The sequence below is a fragment of the Pseudomonas sp. TE3-3-F2023 genome, assembly GCF_036784815.1.
Lineage (GTDB): Bacteria > Pseudomonadota > Gammaproteobacteria > Pseudomonadales > Pseudomonadaceae > Aquipseudomonas > Aquipseudomonas pudica.
Genome location: NZ_CP145113.1, coordinates 104,808 through 121,222 on the forward strand (window position 1 = coordinate 104,808; position 16,415 = coordinate 121,222).

General features: G+C 63.7%; 16 protein-coding genes. 7 read left to right on the forward strand and 9 right to left on the reverse strand.

Translation table 11 applies throughout. The features are described from left to right. Positions 1–109 precede the first annotated feature (109 nt). The gene (locus tag V3314_RS00470) at positions 110–559 is read left to right on the forward strand and encodes an Lrp/AsnC family transcriptional regulator (protein WP_013974322.1); all 450 of its coding nucleotides are present in this window, start codon (positions 110–112) and stop codon (positions 557–559) included. Here the strand turns inward: V3314_RS00470 and V3314_RS00475 are convergent. From V3314_RS00475 to V3314_RS00485, 3 genes are all read right to left on the reverse strand, one after another. Continuing rightward, positions 556–1,161 carry a 3'-5' exonuclease gene (locus tag V3314_RS00475; protein ID WP_046613161.1) on the reverse strand — a complete coding sequence of 202 codons (606 nt, stop codon included), beginning with the start codon at positions 1,159–1,161 and terminating at the stop codon, positions 556–558. The two genes, V3314_RS00470 and V3314_RS00475, sit on opposite strands and share 4 nt — an antisense overlap. A gap of 8 nt (positions 1,162–1,169) precedes the next feature. Beyond that, positions 1,170–1,649, reverse strand: coding sequence for an NYN domain-containing protein (locus V3314_RS00480; protein ID WP_046613162.1), 480 nt, complete (start codon positions 1,647–1,649; stop codon positions 1,170–1,172). Between the two features lie 162 nt (positions 1,650–1,811). Next, positions 1,812–2,567: a DUF2076 domain-containing protein gene (locus V3314_RS00485; RefSeq protein ID WP_338459825.1), complete on the reverse strand. Its 756-nt coding sequence runs from the start codon at positions 2,565–2,567 to the stop codon at positions 1,812–1,814. A 166-nt stretch (positions 2,568–2,733) separates the two neighbouring features. Here V3314_RS00485 and V3314_RS00490 point away from each other — a divergent pair, with 166 nt between their 5' ends. Both V3314_RS00490 and V3314_RS00495 read left to right on the forward strand, forming a co-directional pair. Continuing rightward, entirely contained in the window at positions 2,734–3,390 is a 657-nt protein-coding gene (locus V3314_RS00490; protein WP_046613164.1) for a YciC family protein, read from the forward strand. Between the two features lie 87 nt (positions 3,391–3,477). Beyond that, positions 3,478–3,969, forward strand: coding sequence for a hypothetical protein (locus V3314_RS00495; RefSeq protein WP_046613166.1), 492 nt, complete (start codon positions 3,478–3,480; stop codon positions 3,967–3,969). A 150-nt stretch (positions 3,970–4,119) separates the two neighbouring features. On the opposite strand, the gene hrpB is transcribed toward V3314_RS00495, so the two are convergent. Further along, positions 4,120–6,648 carry an ATP-dependent helicase HrpB gene (hrpB, locus tag V3314_RS00500; RefSeq protein ID WP_338459826.1) on the reverse strand — a complete coding sequence of 843 codons (2,529 nt, stop codon included), beginning with the start codon at positions 6,646–6,648 and terminating at the stop codon, positions 4,120–4,122. A 117-nt stretch (positions 6,649–6,765) separates the two neighbouring features. On the opposite strand from hrpB, the gene V3314_RS00505 reads away from it, so the two are divergent. Both V3314_RS00505 and V3314_RS00510 read left to right on the forward strand, forming a co-directional pair. Continuing rightward, complete coding sequence (locus tag V3314_RS00505; RefSeq protein ID WP_338459827.1) at positions 6,766–7,185, forward strand: polyribonucleotide nucleotidyltransferase; 420 nt, start codon at positions 6,766–6,768, stop codon at positions 7,183–7,185. A 22-nt stretch (positions 7,186–7,207) separates the two neighbouring features. After that, positions 7,208–8,080 carry a cation diffusion facilitator family transporter gene (locus V3314_RS00510; RefSeq protein ID WP_338459828.1) on the forward strand — a complete coding sequence of 291 codons (873 nt, stop codon included), beginning with the start codon at positions 7,208–7,210 and terminating at the stop codon, positions 8,078–8,080. A 124-nt stretch (positions 8,081–8,204) separates the two neighbouring features. On the opposite strand, the gene V3314_RS00515 is transcribed toward V3314_RS00510, so the two are convergent. After that, positions 8,205–8,990, reverse strand: a complete 786-nt coding sequence (locus V3314_RS00515) for a DUF6515 family protein (protein WP_338459829.1) — start codon at positions 8,988–8,990, stop codon at positions 8,205–8,207. Positions 8,991–9,385: 395 nt separating this feature from the next. On the opposite strand from V3314_RS00515, the gene V3314_RS00520 reads away from it, so the two are divergent. Both V3314_RS00520 and V3314_RS00525 read left to right on the forward strand, forming a co-directional pair. Beyond that, positions 9,386–9,862, forward strand: a complete 477-nt coding sequence (locus tag V3314_RS00520) for an Lrp/AsnC family transcriptional regulator (RefSeq protein ID WP_003249795.1) — start codon at positions 9,386–9,388, stop codon at positions 9,860–9,862. A 53-nt stretch (positions 9,863–9,915) separates the two neighbouring features. Beyond that, the gene (locus V3314_RS00525) at positions 9,916–10,119 is read left to right on the forward strand and encodes a DUF2788 domain-containing protein (protein WP_196182907.1); all 204 of its coding nucleotides are present in this window, start codon (positions 9,916–9,918) and stop codon (positions 10,117–10,119) included. 136 nt (positions 10,120–10,255) lie between these two features. Here the strand turns inward: V3314_RS00525 and V3314_RS00530 are convergent, their stop codons facing one another. From V3314_RS00530 to V3314_RS00545, 4 genes are all read right to left on the reverse strand, one after another. Next, complete coding sequence (locus V3314_RS00530) at positions 10,256–10,894, reverse strand: pseudouridine synthase (RefSeq protein WP_085599635.1); 639 nt, start codon at positions 10,892–10,894, stop codon at positions 10,256–10,258. A gap of 6 nt (positions 10,895–10,900) precedes the next feature. After that, the gene (gene amn, locus V3314_RS00535; RefSeq protein WP_085625739.1) at positions 10,901–12,364 is read right to left on the reverse strand and encodes an AMP nucleosidase; all 1,464 of its coding nucleotides are present in this window, start codon (positions 12,362–12,364) and stop codon (positions 10,901–10,903) included. 177 nt (positions 12,365–12,541) lie between these two features. Continuing rightward, positions 12,542–14,194 (reverse strand): acyl-CoA dehydrogenase family protein, encoded by a 1,653-nt coding sequence (locus tag V3314_RS00540; protein ID WP_046613208.1) that lies wholly within the window; start codon positions 14,192–14,194, stop codon positions 12,542–12,544. A 212-nt stretch (positions 14,195–14,406) separates the two neighbouring features. Then, complete coding sequence (locus V3314_RS00545) at positions 14,407–16,395, reverse strand: hybrid sensor histidine kinase/response regulator (protein WP_196173156.1); 1,989 nt, start codon at positions 16,393–16,395, stop codon at positions 14,407–14,409. Positions 16,396–16,415 lie beyond the last annotated feature (20 nt).

A 16,415-nucleotide genomic window follows, 5' to 3' on the forward strand; every position in this document is an offset into this window, starting at 1 on the left:
CCACCGTGTAAACTTAAGTTACAAAGCAGCTTTAAATGACCCGAACACTTTGCATTGCATGGTTATTCGGATGCTTTTCAATCGAATCGAAACCAGGCAGGGAAATTCCATGGACAAGTACGACCGCATGCTGCTCGCCGCCCTGCTCGACAACGGCCGCGCCACCTTCGCGCAACTGGCGCGCCAGGTGAACCTGTCGGCGCCGGCGGTGGCCGAGCGGGTGGCCAAGCTCGAGGCCAGCGGAGTAATCACCGGCTACCAGGCCAAGGTCGACATGAGCAAGATTGGCCTGCCGATCCAGTGCGTGATCGAACTGCGCCTGGCCAGCCACGGCAACCAGCAGGCCTACGAAGCGTTGACCCAGATACCCCAATTGACCGAATGCCATCGGGTAACCGGCGACCCCTGCGTCATCATGCAGGCAGCGGTGGGTTCGATGCCGGAGCTGGAAGAACTGATCAACCGGGTCGCGCAATTCGGCTTCAGCAAGACCTCGATCATTCTCTCCAGCGCTGTGGAGCGGCGGGTGCCGTTGGGGCAACTGGAGAAGAAGCCCTAACAGAACCTGGCCAGGGTTTCACGAACCTTCGCGGCAGGTGTTTTCTGCAGGCGGCAGAGCAGGTCGTGCGAGAGTTGCTGCACACCATGGCCCTGGCGCAGCACGCCGGCCAGGTGTTGCAGCAGGTTGGCGGCCATTTCGGCGTCGGCCATGGCCCGGTGCGCGGTACCGGTATCCGGCAGCCCGGCCCAGCGGGTCAAGGTGCCCAGCTTGTGGTTCGGCGCCGCCGGCAACAAACGCCGTGACAGCAGCAAGGAGCAGGCGAAGGCCTGGGTGCGGCTACGGCCGATGCGGCCCAGTTCGTAGTCCCAGAACTTCTGGTCGAAGGCGGCATTGTGTGCCAGCAGCGGGGTGCCACCAACGAACTCGGCCACTTCGTTCATCACCTTCTCCACCGGCGGCGCACTGCGCAGCATGGCGGTGGTGATGCCAGTGAGCCCGGCGACGAAGGCCGGTACCGGAACACCAGCGTTCATCAGGCTCTGGTAGCGCTCGACGATGCGCCCGCCCTCCAGCATCACCACCGCCACCTCAGTGGCGCGGCAGCCGGCACCGGGGCTGATGCCGGTAGTTTCAAAGTCGATGACAGCGATACGTTCCATGAAAAATCTCAGTGTTTTAGCAACAGCGCACCCTCGATGGGCACATAGCGGGTGGCGGCACGAATCAGCGAGAGCGCGGTAAGCCCCGGCACACCATACACCACTGCTTCGGTGCCATGGCGCTGTCTCACCCGCTCCAGCAGCAGATCGAAATCGCCATCGCCAGAGGCCAGTACCACTTGGTCGACGCGGCTGGCGGCGTCGATCACATCCAGGGTAATGCCCACATCCCAATCACCTTTGGCCGAGCCATCGCTGCGCTGGATGAAGGGCTTTAGGCGCACATCGAAACCGAGGTTGCGCAGGATCTGCTGGAACTGCTGTTGTTTGCTGTCGCCACGGTCGATGGCATAGGCCACGGCCTCGACGATCTGGCCTTCGCGGCTGACGTCGGCCCACAGGGCGGTGTAGTTGAAATGGCAGCCGTGGGCCTGGCGCACGGTGTAATAGAGGTTCTGCACATCGGCGAACAACGCGATCTTTTTCACCTTGGAACCCCTTGGTCGGCCTGGAGTGCTGGGGGCAGCTGTGCAGCCCTTTCGCGACACAAGGCCGCTCCCACAGGGGTTCGCGTACCCTTGTAGGAGCGGCCTTGTGTCGCGAAAGGGGCGCAAAGCGCCCCCAAAATCGCCAGCAGTATGCCAGACCTGTCAGACGTACGAATCGTCGTCCGAGAAGAACCCACCATCATCGCTGCCATAATCGCTGTCGGCATAACCACCCTGGTCGCTGTCCCAGCCACCGTTGTCAGCTACCTGCTGCTGCGCCCCCGAGTCGTTCCAGCCACCGTTGTCACTGGCCGGCGCCGGCTCTTCCTTGATCACCTCGACCACCTCCTCCGGCTGCGAGTTGTGGTTGAACAGGCTGCTGATGCCCTGCGCCAGCAACACGCCACCCGCCACACCGGCTGCAGTCTGCATCGCGCCGCCAAGGAAGCTGCTGGCACCACTGCGTGCCGGTGCAGCGCCAAAGCCAGACTGCTGCGCTTGTGGCTGGGAAAAGCCCGGCGCCGATGGCTCACGCCAGCCACCGCCAGATGTCACGGGTGCTGCAGCGGGACGCTGCGGTTGCGCGGCCGGGGCCGCATTGCGCCCAGCCGAACCAAAGATGCTGGACAGGAAACCACCACCGCCATTACTCGGCGCACTGCTGGCGCGGGCGGCCTCGGCCTGGGCACGGGCCTGCTTCAGTTCGGCTTCCAGTTGCTTGTTCTGCTCGTCGAGGCGCTTGATCGCTGCCTCCTGCACCAGAATCGCCTGGGCCATGTAATAAGGCGCCGCCGGCTGCTGACGTACATGTTCCTCGATGCATGCCTGGGCCTGCGCATCACGTGGCTGGCTCGGATCCTCGGCTTGCTTGAGGCGGCCGAACAGGCCATCGATCAGGGTTTGTTCTTCAGTATTCATGGGGCGACCTCGTGGGGTAGCGGACAACGGACAGCGTCAAAGATGGGGCGTACAGGCGTGGGATTCAATCACCGGCGGCGTGAAACTTTTTTCAGCAAGTGACAGCCTCAAGCCTGCTTTGGGCTAAAGTTAAGCCCCTGTTTTTACTGCCATGCGATCTTGACTGATGAATCCGCTGAGCGTCCTGCGCGACTCCCTGTACTTCTTCCGCCGTCACTTGCCAAACATTCTCCAGCTGTGCCTGCCGCTGGTGGTGCTGGAAGCCTTGCTCACCCAGTTGCTGTACCGGCAGATGGGCGACCAGGCATCGCCGGCCTACGGCATGCTGATCAGCCTGCTGTTCTACCCGCTGTACAGCGCCGCGCTGATCCTGTACCTCGACACCCGCAGCAATGGCCAGGATATCGCCAAGCGCGACCTGTTCGCCCGTGCCCTGCAACTGTGGCCGCAACTGGCCATGCTGATCCTGATCAGCTCGCTGCTGATCATGGCCGGCCTTGCGCTGTTCATCTTCCCGGGCGTGTGGATCATGATCAACCTGGTGTTCGCCGAATACCTGCTGGTACTGCGCGGCCGCCCGGTGGTGCAGTCGATGCGCGACAGCGCCAGCATGACCACTGGGCACTTCATGCGCATCATGATCTGTGTCGTAGGTGTGCTGGCGCCGATCTGGTTGATCGACGGGCTGCTGCTGATGGCCTTCCCCGAGCCATCCCCCGGCATGGAGCTGGCCATGGACAGCCTCAGCGGCGTCCTGCAGCTGTTCAGCACCGTGGTGCTGTATCGCCTGTTCATGCTGCTGGAAGGTGAAGCCGGGGCCTGAGGCATCCGGGAAAGTCTTCGTTCTGCTCGCACGCCCGACGGTGGCATTAGTGTAAACACTCCTTCAATGCCATTAGAGTAAATCGTCATGGACCAAACAATTAGCACTCAATATGCCGAATCGTTTCGAGGCCGGCTTTTAATGTGCCTCGACGATGGTTATGCCAATACTCGGCTTAGTCTTAGTAGCGACAAAACCGAGGGTTTCTTTGATTTCTCCCCAGGGGATGACTGGTTAATATTGGGCGGACGCACGCTGCCGCCACTGTTGGAGTTCCGTTATATCTCCAAAACCGAAGATCGCCTGCATTATCACATCCACCTTTGGGGACAACCAGACAAGAAGTTGGGTGTCAGCCGCAATGGCTACCTCGGCTTCTACAAGTATGCCGAAGTCACCGATTACTGGATGATCGAGCCACTGCACCTGCTCAATGGATCTCTAATCTGTCATCTGCGAGACCAAAGCGGGCAGAGCGTGGGCGCCATTGACTACAAACGAGACGACTACGGAGAAACGTTAGCCCCGCTGAATGTCAAGAAAGGTCAAATCGTCACCTTCGACCTGACGAAATATTAATTCATAGAGAGCACTTCGATGAAGCGCACATCTATTGGGCTTCTTAGCCTTCACAAATTTTCTTTGGCTGAATTACATGATTCATGAGGGTAGCCAGATCTCTCTCCCTCTGAACAAGGTAACTGATCTGGATACCGCTCTGCGTCACATTCAGGTGCCGCGCGGCTTCGCCCGCGCGGTCGCATCTGCCACCAAGGGGTCATCCGGCCAATAGTGCTTGGGATAACGCCCTTTCAAATCCTTCTTCACCTCGGCATAAGTCGTGCGCCAGAAGTTGGCCAAATCCTGGGTCACTTGTACCGGCCGCCGTGCCGGTGACAACAAATGCAACTTCACCTGCTGACGGCCTTGGGCAATGCGCGGAGTATCGGCGAGGCCGAAGAGTTCCTGCAGACGCACGGCGAGAATCGGTGGGTTTTCACTGTAGTCCAGGCGAATGTTCGAGCCGGAGGGCACCGCCAGGTGCGCCGGTGCCCATTCGTCCAGGCGCTGTGGCAATGGCCAAGGCAGCAGATTGCGCAAGATCGAGGACACATCCAGGGCGGCGAAATGGCTCAGCCGCGAGACCTTGCCCAAGTATGGCTGCAGCCAATCTTCCAGGGTCGCCAGCAGCGCTTCGTCCCCCAGGTCAGGCCATGCGCTTTGCCCCTCTTTGTCCAGATCAAGCTGACGTAACAGCGCCACCCGTGCTTGCCATTGGCGAAGTTCCGGGGTCCAGGTAAACACGTTCAGGCCCTTGCGCCGCACCAGGCCAAGCAACGCTTTGGCGCGGGCATCGTCATCCAGGTTGGGTAACGGTTCACGCCCCAGCACCAGCTCGCCGACCTTGGTCTGGCGTTCGGCACGCAGCGCCTGCTCGCGTTCGTCCCAGTCGAGGATATCCACCCGCTCGACCTGCTCGGCCAGCACGCCTTCGAGCAGCGCCGGATCGAATTCGGCAGCCAGATAGATGCGCTCTTCGCGCTGGCCCTGGCGGCTGCCCAGGTCGGCGATCACCAGCCACGGGCACTTCATCAGTGCATCGACTTCGGCAAACAGCGCCGCTCGGCCGTTGGCCAGCCGGTATTCCGCACCGCCTTCGCGGCGCTGCTGGGCGACGCGGTCGGGGTAGGCCAGCGCCAGCAGCGCGCCCAGCCAGCGCGGGTGATCGGGGTCCACGACCGGCGCGCGTGGTTTGCCACGCAACAGGCCACGGTACTGGCGAGCCAGTTGGCGCGCACGCTGCACGCCGCCGTGGCTGCCACGGGCAGCCTTGCTTTCGCCACTGACCAGCGCCAGCCGGCTGTGCAAATCAGCACCACCGCCGCGCTGGATATCCCGCTCGCCCAGCAGCGCAGCCACATCACAGGCCATCTGCGCCAGGCCAAGGTCCTGGCCGCGCAACAGCAGATGCGCGATACGTGGATGCGCCGGCAACTCGGCCATGGCCTGGCCGTGTTCGCTGAGGTTGTCACGGCTTCCGGGCTTGAAGGCATTGAGCCGTGCCAGCAGGTCCTGGGCCTGAGCGAAGGCGGCAGTGGGGGGCTGGTCGAGCCAGCGCAACTGCTCGGGCGTCACGCCCCAGCGTGCCAGTTGCAGGGCCAGGCCGGCCAGGTCGGCCTGCAGGATCTCGGCGTTGCCGTGTGCGGCCAGCTGTTCATGCTGGGCCTCGGACCACAGGCGGTAACACACGCCGGGCTCCAGGCGGCCGGCACGGCCGGCGCGCTGGGTAGCACTGGCGCGGGAGATGCGCTGGGTGTCCAGGCGGGTCATGCCGCTGCCAGGATCGAAGCGCGGTACCCGGGCCAAGCCTGCGTCGATCACCACGCGCACGCCGTCGATGGTCAGGCTGGTCTCGGCGATATTGGTGGCCAGCACTACCTTGCGCAGCCCCTCGGGCGCCGGGTCGATGGCTGCACGCTGGGCGTCGAGATCGAGCTCGCCATGCAGCGGGCAAAGCAGGACCTCGGGTCGCTCGGCCAGCGCTTCCTGCAGGCTCTGGTGCACCCGGCGAATCTCGGCTTGACCTGGCAGGAATACCAGCACACTGCCGGTCTGGTCAGCCAGTGCCTGCAACACGCTCTCCACTACCCGTGGCTCGATGAACTCACCCGGTTGGAAAGGCCGCCCCCAACGGATGTCGACGGGGTGCATGCGGCCTTCGCTGCTGACCACCGGGGCATCATCCAGCAGCCGCGAAAGGCGCTCGCCCTCCAAGGTCGCGGACATCAGCAGAATCTTCAGTGGCGGGTCGTCTCGCAGCAATTCCCGGCCATTCAGGCTCAATGCCAGGGCCAGGTCAGCATCGAGGCTGCGCTCGTGAAACTCGTCAAAGATCACCAGCCCCACGCCCTCAAGCGCCGGGTCGGCCTGCAGGCGGCGGGTGAGGATGCCTTCGGTCACTACTTCGATGCGGGTTTTCGGCCCGACCTTGCTGTCCAGGCGGATGCGATAGCCCACGGTTTCGCCGACCTTTTCGCCCAGTTCGCTGGCCAGCCGCTCGGCCGCAGCCCGCGCTGCCAGACGCCGGGGCTCGAGCATGAGAATGTTCTGCCCGGCCAGCCACGGCTCGTTGAGCAGCGCCAGCGGTACTCGGGTGGTCTTGCCGGCGCCAGGCGGTGCCTCTAGCACCGCTTCGTCACGGTTTTCCAGGGCCTGGCGCAGGGCCGGCAAGACAGCATCGATCGGTAATGAAATCATGGTGGTCCTCGAACAGTCTGGCGAGTATAACGGCGAACCCAAGCTGCCCTATCATGGTCTTAGCTTCAGGTGCAGGCGTTTCGCTTGCCCTGCTGAATACCTTTTCGGAGTTTTTACATGCGCATCCCATCCCGCGTCATCGGTGGCGCCCTCATCGTCACCTTGCTGACCCAACTGACGGCCTGCGGCACCATTCTGTACCCGGAACGTCGTGGCCAGATCGGCGGCAAGATCGACCCAGTGGTTGCCGCAATGGATGCCATCGGCATCCTGTTCTATGTGATCCCGGGGCTGATCGCCTTCGGTATCGACTTCGCCACGGGCGCCATCTATTACCCAGGCGGGCGATCCGCCCAGGTCGACCCGGTCAAACTGCGCGAAGCCGTGAGCCCCGATGGTAAGGTCGACAACCTGAAGTTGCAGGCCATTCTGGAAAGCGAATTGGGCCAGCGCCTGCCGCTGAACGACCCACGGCTGATCCAGCATCGCGGCAGCATCGAGCAGTTGGCCAGCCTGGGCCTGGTGCCTACTGCCTGAAGCACAAGGACGCTACCCACGGATGATGACCACCCCGGCTGAACACCAGCGCCTGCTACGCCTGGCCACTCGCGCATCGCTGGCGGTGGCCAGCATCCTGGTCCTGAGCAAGGCGCTGGCCTGGTGGCTGAGCGGGTCGGTCAGCCTGCTGGCCGGGCTGACCGACTCGGCACTGGACGCTGTTGCCTCGTTCCTGAACCTGCTGGCCGTGCACTACGCCCTGCGGCCAGCCGACAACGACCACCGGTTCGGCCATGGCAAGGCCGAAGCCCTGGCCGGTATGGCGCAGGCGCTGTTCATCGGGGTCAGTGCGGTGCTGATCGGGGTGCAAGCGGTTGACCGCCTGCACACGCCGCAACCCTTGGGCGATACCGCCGTCGGTATCGGGGTGATGCTGCTGTCGCTGGTGCTGACCCTTGCCCTGCTGGCACTGCAACACAAGGTCATCCGCCTGACCGGCTCCACGGCGGTACGGGCCGACTCCCTGCACTACCGCTCGGACCTGCTGCTCAACGGCAGCATCCTGCTGGCCCTGCTGCTGGCACGCTTTGGCTGGCCGCAGTTGGATGCGCTGTTCGGCTTGGGTATCGCTGTCTATATCCTCTGGAGCGCGCTGCAGATCGCGCGGGAGAGTACGGCCATCCTGATGGACCAGGAACTGCCCGGCGATGTTGGTGAAGACATGGCTGCGCTGGTGCTGGCCATTCCCGGGGTTGAAGGCGTGCACGACCTGCGTACTCGGGTGTCGGGCAACCAGTGGTTCGTGCAGTTGCATCTGGAGATGCCGGGGCAATTGCCGCTAAATGAAGCGCATGCCTTGTGCGTGGAGGCCTCGAGGGTGATCCGCCAGCGTTATCCACAGGCGGATGTGATGGTGCATGCGGATCCGGTGTGAACCTGCAAGGGCCCTATCGCCGGCAAGCCAGCTCCCACAGGCACTAAACATGGCTTCAGGCCGGCGCGGTTCCTGTGGGAGCTGGCTTGCCGGCGATAGGGCCGGGACAGGCAGCACATCTGGATCAGTTGATGCTGTAGCCTCGGCCGCTGAAACAAGCGCCCAGCGCCCGCCGGTAGTTGTCCGCCACAGTGGCCGACGGCGCATAAGTCGCCGTCGCCGGGTCGAAGCCTGACTGGCTCACCGCCCAACGGTGGCACTGGTAACGGTCCTGATCCTGCTGTTCCCGCCCTTGCCCGTACATCGGGTAGGCCACCACGTCATACCCACCGCCTATAGGTGCCGGCACCGCAACCGGCGGGTTGACCACCACGTACTCGCGGCTGTCGGCCAGGTACTGGTAATAGGTATCGGCCACAAGGAAGAACAGCGCCCCGCCCAGCCAGACTTCCCGCGCATAGGACGGCAGGTAGTCGACCCGCACGCCACGGGGCGGGGTTACCACGACATAACGGCCACCATGGGGGCGATACCAGTAGCCACCTGAGTAGAAGTAATCATCGCCACGGTAGGGTACTTTCCAGTAGCGGTCCGGGAAATGATCGATGGTGTGCCCCGGGCGATACTGCGGCCCCGGCCCCCAGCCATTGCCATGACCATCCGGGCGCCCTTGCCAGTCACCACCGGGCCGTTGCCCCGGGCCACCGGCTTCCCAATGGCGGTTATCGCCATGGCGGCGGGGAATGTCCTGGTAATAGCCCTGGCGTGGCGGCTGGGTCTGCTGCACTTCGTCACGCGAATTGAGCGAGCGGCCCGGCGCCCCCTCGCCCGGCCCTTCGGCCATGGCCCCGAGGCTGATGCTCAACCCCAACACACCAACACCTGCCAACTGCCAGATGCGCGACTTCATGCTGTTCCTCTCGGTAGAAAATACGGCAACCACAGCCAGTCTACCGCGCCTGTCATGCAGGCCAATTAAATTTCCGGACATGAAAAAAGGGAGGCCGCTGGGCCTCCCTTCAGGAATTGTCGTCCGTGCTCGGCACTTGTGGCGCCGGCTCACCTCACACCGTCTTCTGGAAGGTGTGTAGCCCGGGGGCCTGCAGATCCTGTTGGATGGCTGGCCGCGACCGCCCGCCTAGGGCGCGTCGCCGTGGACTGATGTCCGGGCAGTGATTCTGTGGATAAAGATACCGGACAGGCCGCGGCAGATGATTGCGAAGATTGCTTGGATAAATAGCACTTGCGCAATTTTTCACCCTGGATTGATAATTCACCGCAATCCGAACAGAAAAGGCATAACCCATGAGCAAACTTGACCGCTACGACCTGAGCATCCTCGCCGAATTGCAGCGCGATGCGCGCATTTCCAACCAGGAACTGGCCGAACGCATCGGCCTGTCGCCTTCGCCATGCTCGCGTCGGGTCAAGCAACTGGAGGACGATGGCTACATCTCGCGCCAGGTGGCCCTGCTCGACCGCAAGAAGCTGGGCCTGAGCCTGACTGCCTATGTGCTGATCGGCATGGACCGACACACCCCGGAGCGTTTCGAAACCTTCGAGGCGGCCATCCGCAACCTGCCACAGGTGCTTGAATGCAGCCTGGTCACCGGCATGGATGCCGACTACCAGCTGAAAGTGGTGGTGCCAGACATGGACCATTACCAGAAACTGCTGCTAGGCAGCCTGACCCGCATTGAAGGCGTCACCAGCGTGCGTTCGAGCTTCGTGCTGAACCAGGTGCTGGCCAGCACCGAGCTGCCCTTGACCCACCTGCGTTAATGCCTGCGCCAGCAGGCGTATAATCGGACGCTCAAACCGCCTGGAGAACACCGATGGATCCCGCCGTATTCGAAGAGTGGATGATGATCACCCTGGTCACCGTGTTGATCGGTTTCATGGGTTTCATCGTCTGGGACCTGGCGAAAAAGTCCAAGGCCGGGCGGTTCGGGACCCTGATCCTGTTCTTCGTGCTGGGGCTGGGGGTGTTGGCCTTCATCATCAAGAGCGTGGTGGTGGGGTTTCTCGAAGGGGTGTAAGGCTCAAGAAAGCCGGGAGCGCTTTGCGCTCCTTTCGCGACACAAGGCCGCTCCTACAGGGATCGCACAATGCCTGAGTTTGCGCTGCACCTGTAGGAGCGGCCTTGTGTCGCGATGGGCCGCAAAGCGGCCCCCGCTAGCGCTGCAATTTCGCCGCCACTTCGCGCCAGCACCCCTGCTCCAACCCATCCAGCGCCCAGTCGCCAATCCGCACCCGCACCAGGCGCAAGGTCGGCAACCCCACCGCCGCCGTCATCCGCCGTACCTGGCGGTTACGCCCTTCGCGAATAACCAGCTCCAGCCAGCTGGTCGGCACGCTCTTGCGAAAACGCACCGGCGGGTTGCGCGGCCACAGCTCGGGCTCGTCCAGGCGCCGCGCCTCGGCCGGCAAGGTCGGCCCATCGTTCAGTTCCACGCCATCGCGCAAGCGCTGCAACTGCTCCTCGCTCGGCTCCCCCTCCACCTGAACCCAGTATGTCTTGGCCAGTTTGTGCTTCGGGTCGGCAATGCGCGCCTGCAGGCCGCCATCGTTGGTCAGCAGCAACAGGCCTTCACTGTCGCGGTCAAGCCGCCCGGCCGGGTACACGCCGGGGATGTCGATGAAGTCCTTGAGCGTCGCGCGCCCGTCGCCGTCGCTGAACTGCGTCAGCACGTCGAACGGTTTGTTGAACAGGATCAGGCGCGGCTCGGCCGGTGGGGCCTTGGGCTGGCGACGCGGGCCGGTGGCAGGCCGCGCCTGGGGACGGCGCGGCTTGGAACGGGGTGGCAGTGACATGGATCCTCAGCGGAACGGCGGCTCATCGAAACTGCGCAGTTTACGCGAGTGCAGCGAGTTGAGCTCGGTGCGCAGCAGGTCGAGGGCGGCAATGCCGATCTTCAGATGCTGGCTGACCGCCCGGTTATAGAAGGCGTTGGCCGAACCCGGCAGCTTGATCTCGCTGTGCAGCGGTTTGTCGGACACACACAGCAAGGTGCCGTACGGCACGCGCAAGCGGTAACCCTGGGCGGCAATGGTACCGCTTTCCATGTCCACCGCCACGGCACGCGACAGGTTGATCAGCGGCCGCTCCTGGGCCCAGCGCAGCTCCCAGTTGCGGTCGTCGTAGGTCAGTACGGTGCCGGTGCGCAGGCGCTTCTTCAGCTGTTCGCCACGCTCGCCGGTGACCTGCGCGGCGGCTTCCTGCAAGGCCAGCTGCACTTCGGCCAGGGCCGGAATCGGGATGTTCGGCGGCACCACCCGGTCGAGAATGCCGTCACGGCGCATGTAGGCGTGTGCCAGCACATAATCGCCGATAGTCTGCGACTGCCGCAGGCCGCCGCAGTGGCCGATCATCAGCCAGCAGTGCGGGCGCAGCACGGCCAGGTGGTCGGTGATGTTCTTGGCATTGGACGGGCCGACGCCGATGTTGACCAGCGTGACGCCGTCGCCATCGGCGGCGATCAGGTGATACGCCGGCATCTGGTAGCGGTGCCAGACCACGCTGGCCACCAGGGCCTGGGTTTCACCGTGGTCCATGCCCTTTTCGATCACCACGTTGCCCGGCAGCACCATGCGCACGAAGCGCGGGTCGTCACGCAACTGGTCGAGGCCGTGGCTGATGAACTGGTCGACATAGCGGTGATAGTTGGTCAGCAGGATCCACGGCTGCACATGGCGCCAGTCGCTGCCGGTGTAGTGCACCAGGCGACGCAGCGAGAAGTCGACCCGAGCGGCATCGAACAGCGCCAGCGGCAAGGTTTCGGCACCGCCCCAGTCATACAGCCCGTCGGCGATGTTGTCGGTGGCAGCCGACAGGTCGGTGCTGGGGAACACCCGCGCCAGTTGCGCGGCGGTGATGCCGCTGCCGGCCAGTTCGTCGCCCTGATCGACCACGTAGGGGTAAGGGATGTTCTGTTCGCTGACGCCGACCTCTACCGTGACGGTGTAGTCGTGCATCAGCGGGCGCAGTTGCTCCAGCAGGTAGCCACGAAAAGCAGCCGGCTGGGTGATGGTGACGCTGTAGGTACCGGCCACCTGGACCTTGGCGTAGGCCCGCGTGGTGGCGGCGACTTCACCGTGGCTGTAATAGGTCAGGCGCAGCGCCGGGTAGCGGAACAGGTCGCGCTCTTCGACGCCCGGCTCGGTACGGTCCTTCAGGTAACGCTTGAGGGCCTGGCTAAGGGCCCCGGTGGCCTGTTCATGCAGGGCCGCCAGACGGTCGACGGCCTGCTCGGGGGTATCAACGACTACAAAAGCTTGGCTCACACTGTGCTTCCTGTCTGGACATGCATGTGAACCATCTTGCCTGCCTTCTTGGCTAAATACACCCCCATTGATCGGTGTTGCATCCATTCGCGGGCACGCCCGCTCCCACATGTACTGCGTCGTACTTGAGGGCAGTGAAGATCCTGTGGGAGCGGGCGTGCCCGCGAAGAAGCCAGCTCAGTTTGCCCAGGCTGGCGTCGCCCTGGTCACCAATGCCGCCACATCCACACCCCGCGGCAACGCCCCGTACACGCGCCCGCCCCCCGTCAAGCGGCTGTCGATAAACGCATCACTGACCACCGCATTGCCCGCCTCCAGCAACAGCTTGGCCTGCAGCGCCAGGGCAATATCCTCGGTCAGTTGCCGCGCGCGGTACTGCATGTCACCAGTGTCGGCAAACGCCCCCTTGAGGTTGCCGATGTGCGCCGCCAGACGCGGGTCCCCGTGCCCATCGCCCAGCTCGGCGAACAGCGCATCCAGCACGCCCGGCTCCTTGGACAAGGCCCGCAGCACATCCAGACACTGCACATTGCCCGAGCCTTCCCAGGTCGAGTTGACCGGCGCTTCGCGGTACAGCCGTGGCAGGATGCTGTCTTCCACATAACCTGCCCCGCCCAGGCACTCGGCGGCCTCGTTGATCATGGCCGGCGCGCGCTTGCAGATCCAGTACTTGCCCACCGCCGTGACCAGCCGGGCGAAATGCGCCTGCTGCGGGTCTTCCAGCTGTTCCAGCGCCTGCCCCATGCGCAGGCTCAAGGCCAGCGCGGCCTCGCTTTCCAACGCCAGGTCGGCCAGCACGTTCTGCATCAACGGCTGCTCGCTCAGCAGCCGCCCGCCGACCTTGCGGTGCGCGCAATGGTGGGTCGCCTGGGTCAGCGCCTGGCGCATCAGGGCGCTGGAGCCGACCATGCAGTCGAAGCGGGTCATGGCCACCATTTCGATGATGGTCGGCACGCCCCGCCCTTCTTCCCCGACCATCCACGCCAGGGCACCGCGGAATTCCACCTCGCTGGAGGCGTTGGAACTGTTGCCCAGCTTGTTCTTCAGGCGCTGGATATAGAACTGGTTGCGGCTGTCATCCGGGCGGTGACGCGGCAGCAGGAAGCAGCTCAGGCCTTTTTCGGTCTGGGCCAGGGTCAGAAAGGCATCGCACATCGGCGCCGAGCAGAACCACTTGTGCCCGACCAGTTCGTAGGGCTGCCCCGGGCCCGCGGCACCGACCGGATAAGCCCGGGTGGTGTTGGCGCGTACATCGGTGCCGCCCTGCTTCTCGGTCATGGCCATGCCCAGGGTGACCCCGGCCTTGTGACGGTCACCGACGTTACGCGGGTCGTACTCGCAGGCGAGGATTTTCGGCAGCCAGTATTCGGCCAGTTCGGGTTGCAGCCGCAGCGCTGGCACGGCAGCGAAGGTCATGGTCAGCGGGCAGCCGGTACCGGCCTCGGCCTGGCTGTGCAGGTAGGTCATCGAAGCCCGCGCCACATGGGCACCTGGGCGGGGTTCGGCCCATGGCAGCGACGGCAGGCCGTGCTCGACGGCGGTGCGCATCAGTTCGTGGTAGGCGGGGTGGAACTCGACCAGGTCTATGCGATGGCCGTAGCGGTCGTGGCTGCTGAACTCCGGCTTGTGTGCATTGGCCAGGAAGCCCGCCTGCATCAGCGGGCCGCCGGCCAGTGCCCCGTAGGCATCGATCCGCGATTCGGCCCAACCCGCACCGAAACGCCGAGACCATTCCTGTAGCGGCAGGTCAAGGCGGTAAAGGTTGGCACCGTCGAGGGGCGGTGGCTGGTTGGTGACTTCGTGGGTTTCAGCGTACTGGTGCAGGTTCATCTGGGGCTCCTGGATCCGGGTAGGCTTGAGAGACCCAGTGAAGCACTCCCTGGGAGTCAGTCAAAGTGACATTAATGACTAAAGAGCGTGAAACGCGGTCAGTTGCAGGTGCTGCTTGTGTCGCGAAAGGGCCGCAGAGCAGCAAGAAGACTGATGCACCCTTAGCGCCGGTCAGCGATAAATCGCGTGCGTAGCACAGCCTGCGAAAACCTTTAAAGCGACCGTCGCGCCTGCAGAACATTCGATGCCATCTGCACCTGCGCAATAGCCATGTTCAAACTCAACTCGAACCGGCTCCCCAACCCCCGCGTCGATTCATGCGACAACCGTGCCCCAAGCAATTCCCCCATCTGCCGGCAGATCGACAAACCAATCCCCAGCCCGCCATAACGCCGGGTCATCGAGCCATCGACCTGGAAGAAGCGCTGGTACAGGGTCGCCTGGTCGAGGTCATCGAAGCCGATACCGCTGTCGCTGACCATGAAGGTCAGCGACAGGTCGTCAGGCCCCACCCGGCGCCCGCGCACCTGGATCATCACCCCGCCCTGGTGGGTGAACTTCAAACCGTTGTCCACCAGGCACCCCAGGCAGCGTGCCAGCTTCTGAGCATCGCCCAGCAACCCGTCCGGCACATCGGCCGGGATGTCCAGGCTCAGGTACAAGCCTTTGCCCAAAGCCTGCCCGGCATAACCGGCACGCACGCCCTGCAGCAGATCACGCAGGCTGAACGGCGCCGGCTGCGCACGCAGGCGGCCGGCCTGCAGTTCGGACAGGGTAAGAATGGCATCAACCATATCCATCATGCCCTGGGCCGACCCCACCGCCGTGCGGTGGTACTGGGCCATCTCGGCCTCCATCGGCAGGGTATGCATCAGCTCCAGCGAACCGATCACACCATTCATCGGCGTGCGCAGTTCATGGGTCACGCTGGCAAGGAATTCGTCTTTCAGCCGGTTGCTCCTGGCCAGTTGCAGGTTCAGTTGCTCCAGTGTGCGCCCGGTGTCACGCAAGGTCTGCGCCTGCTGCTCGCGCAGGCTGTTGATGCGGTCGGCCAGCGCCAGCGACAGTAAAGCCACCTCCAGCGCCGAGCCCAGCTGGCTGGCATACATGGTGATGAACAGGTTCGGAAGGTAGCCCAGCACCATCAGGGTGTTGACCAGGCCACCGAGCAGGAACGCCGTCCAGGCGATGATGAACCAGCGAGCCACGCGCAAACCACGCCACCAGGCGTATAGCCCGGCCGCGAAGATGCTCACGGTAAACAGCAATGCCAGCACCGTAGCCATGCGCAGCGCGACGCCGTAGGGCATGCTCACCGCCAGCACCATGACCAGCGCGCCACCCAGCATCAGCAGCTGCAGCAGCCGGTCGAAACCACGGCTGATGCTGCCCAGTTGCAGGAAATGCCGGGCGAACTGGCAGCCGAACAGGCCAGCGGCACCGATGAACAACGGCGTCGAAGCATTCGCCCACCACGGGCTGTCCGGCCAGAAGTAGGCCACACCGGCGCCATTCACCGACACCTGGTAAAAGCCGAACGAGGCGATATAGAGGATGTAATAGAGGTAGCTGACGTCGCGCACGCTGAGGTAGATGAACAGGTTGTACACCAGCATCACCAGCAGCACGCCGTAGATCATCCCCAGTACATACAGGCGCGTGGGCTGCTCCTCCATGTAGGCCTGGGCGGACCACAGTGCCAGCGGCGCCTGCACCGAGCCCTGGCTGTGCAGCCGCAGGTAGGCAGTGGTCACCTGGCCAGGCGGCAGCTGTAGTTCGAACAGGTAGTTGTTCTGCAGGATCTGCCGGCTCTGGTAGGGCAAGGCGTCGCCGGTGCGCCGGGCCAGGCGGTAACTGCCACTGCTGTCGGGCAGGTACAACTCGAGGTGGTCCAACGGTGGATAGGCCAGCTCCAGCAGCCATTGCCGTGGGGCGGCGCCGGCCGCGGCGACAGGCCGCAGTTCGACCTTGAGCCAGAACACCGAAGTGGAGTAACCAGCGTTCAACACGTCTTCGTGATGGGGGCGAAAATGCTTGGCGAACCCAGGGGCACTGACCTGGTTGATGCTGGCACTGCCATCGGGGTCTTCATAAACCTGCATGGCCTTGCCCAGCGGAAGATGCCGGGTAGCTGCGTCGAAATCGACTGCCCCGGCCAGCACGGGCAGCAAGCCCAAAAGCACAATCAGCAAATAGCGCATACAGCCCCAGCATGGCCTGT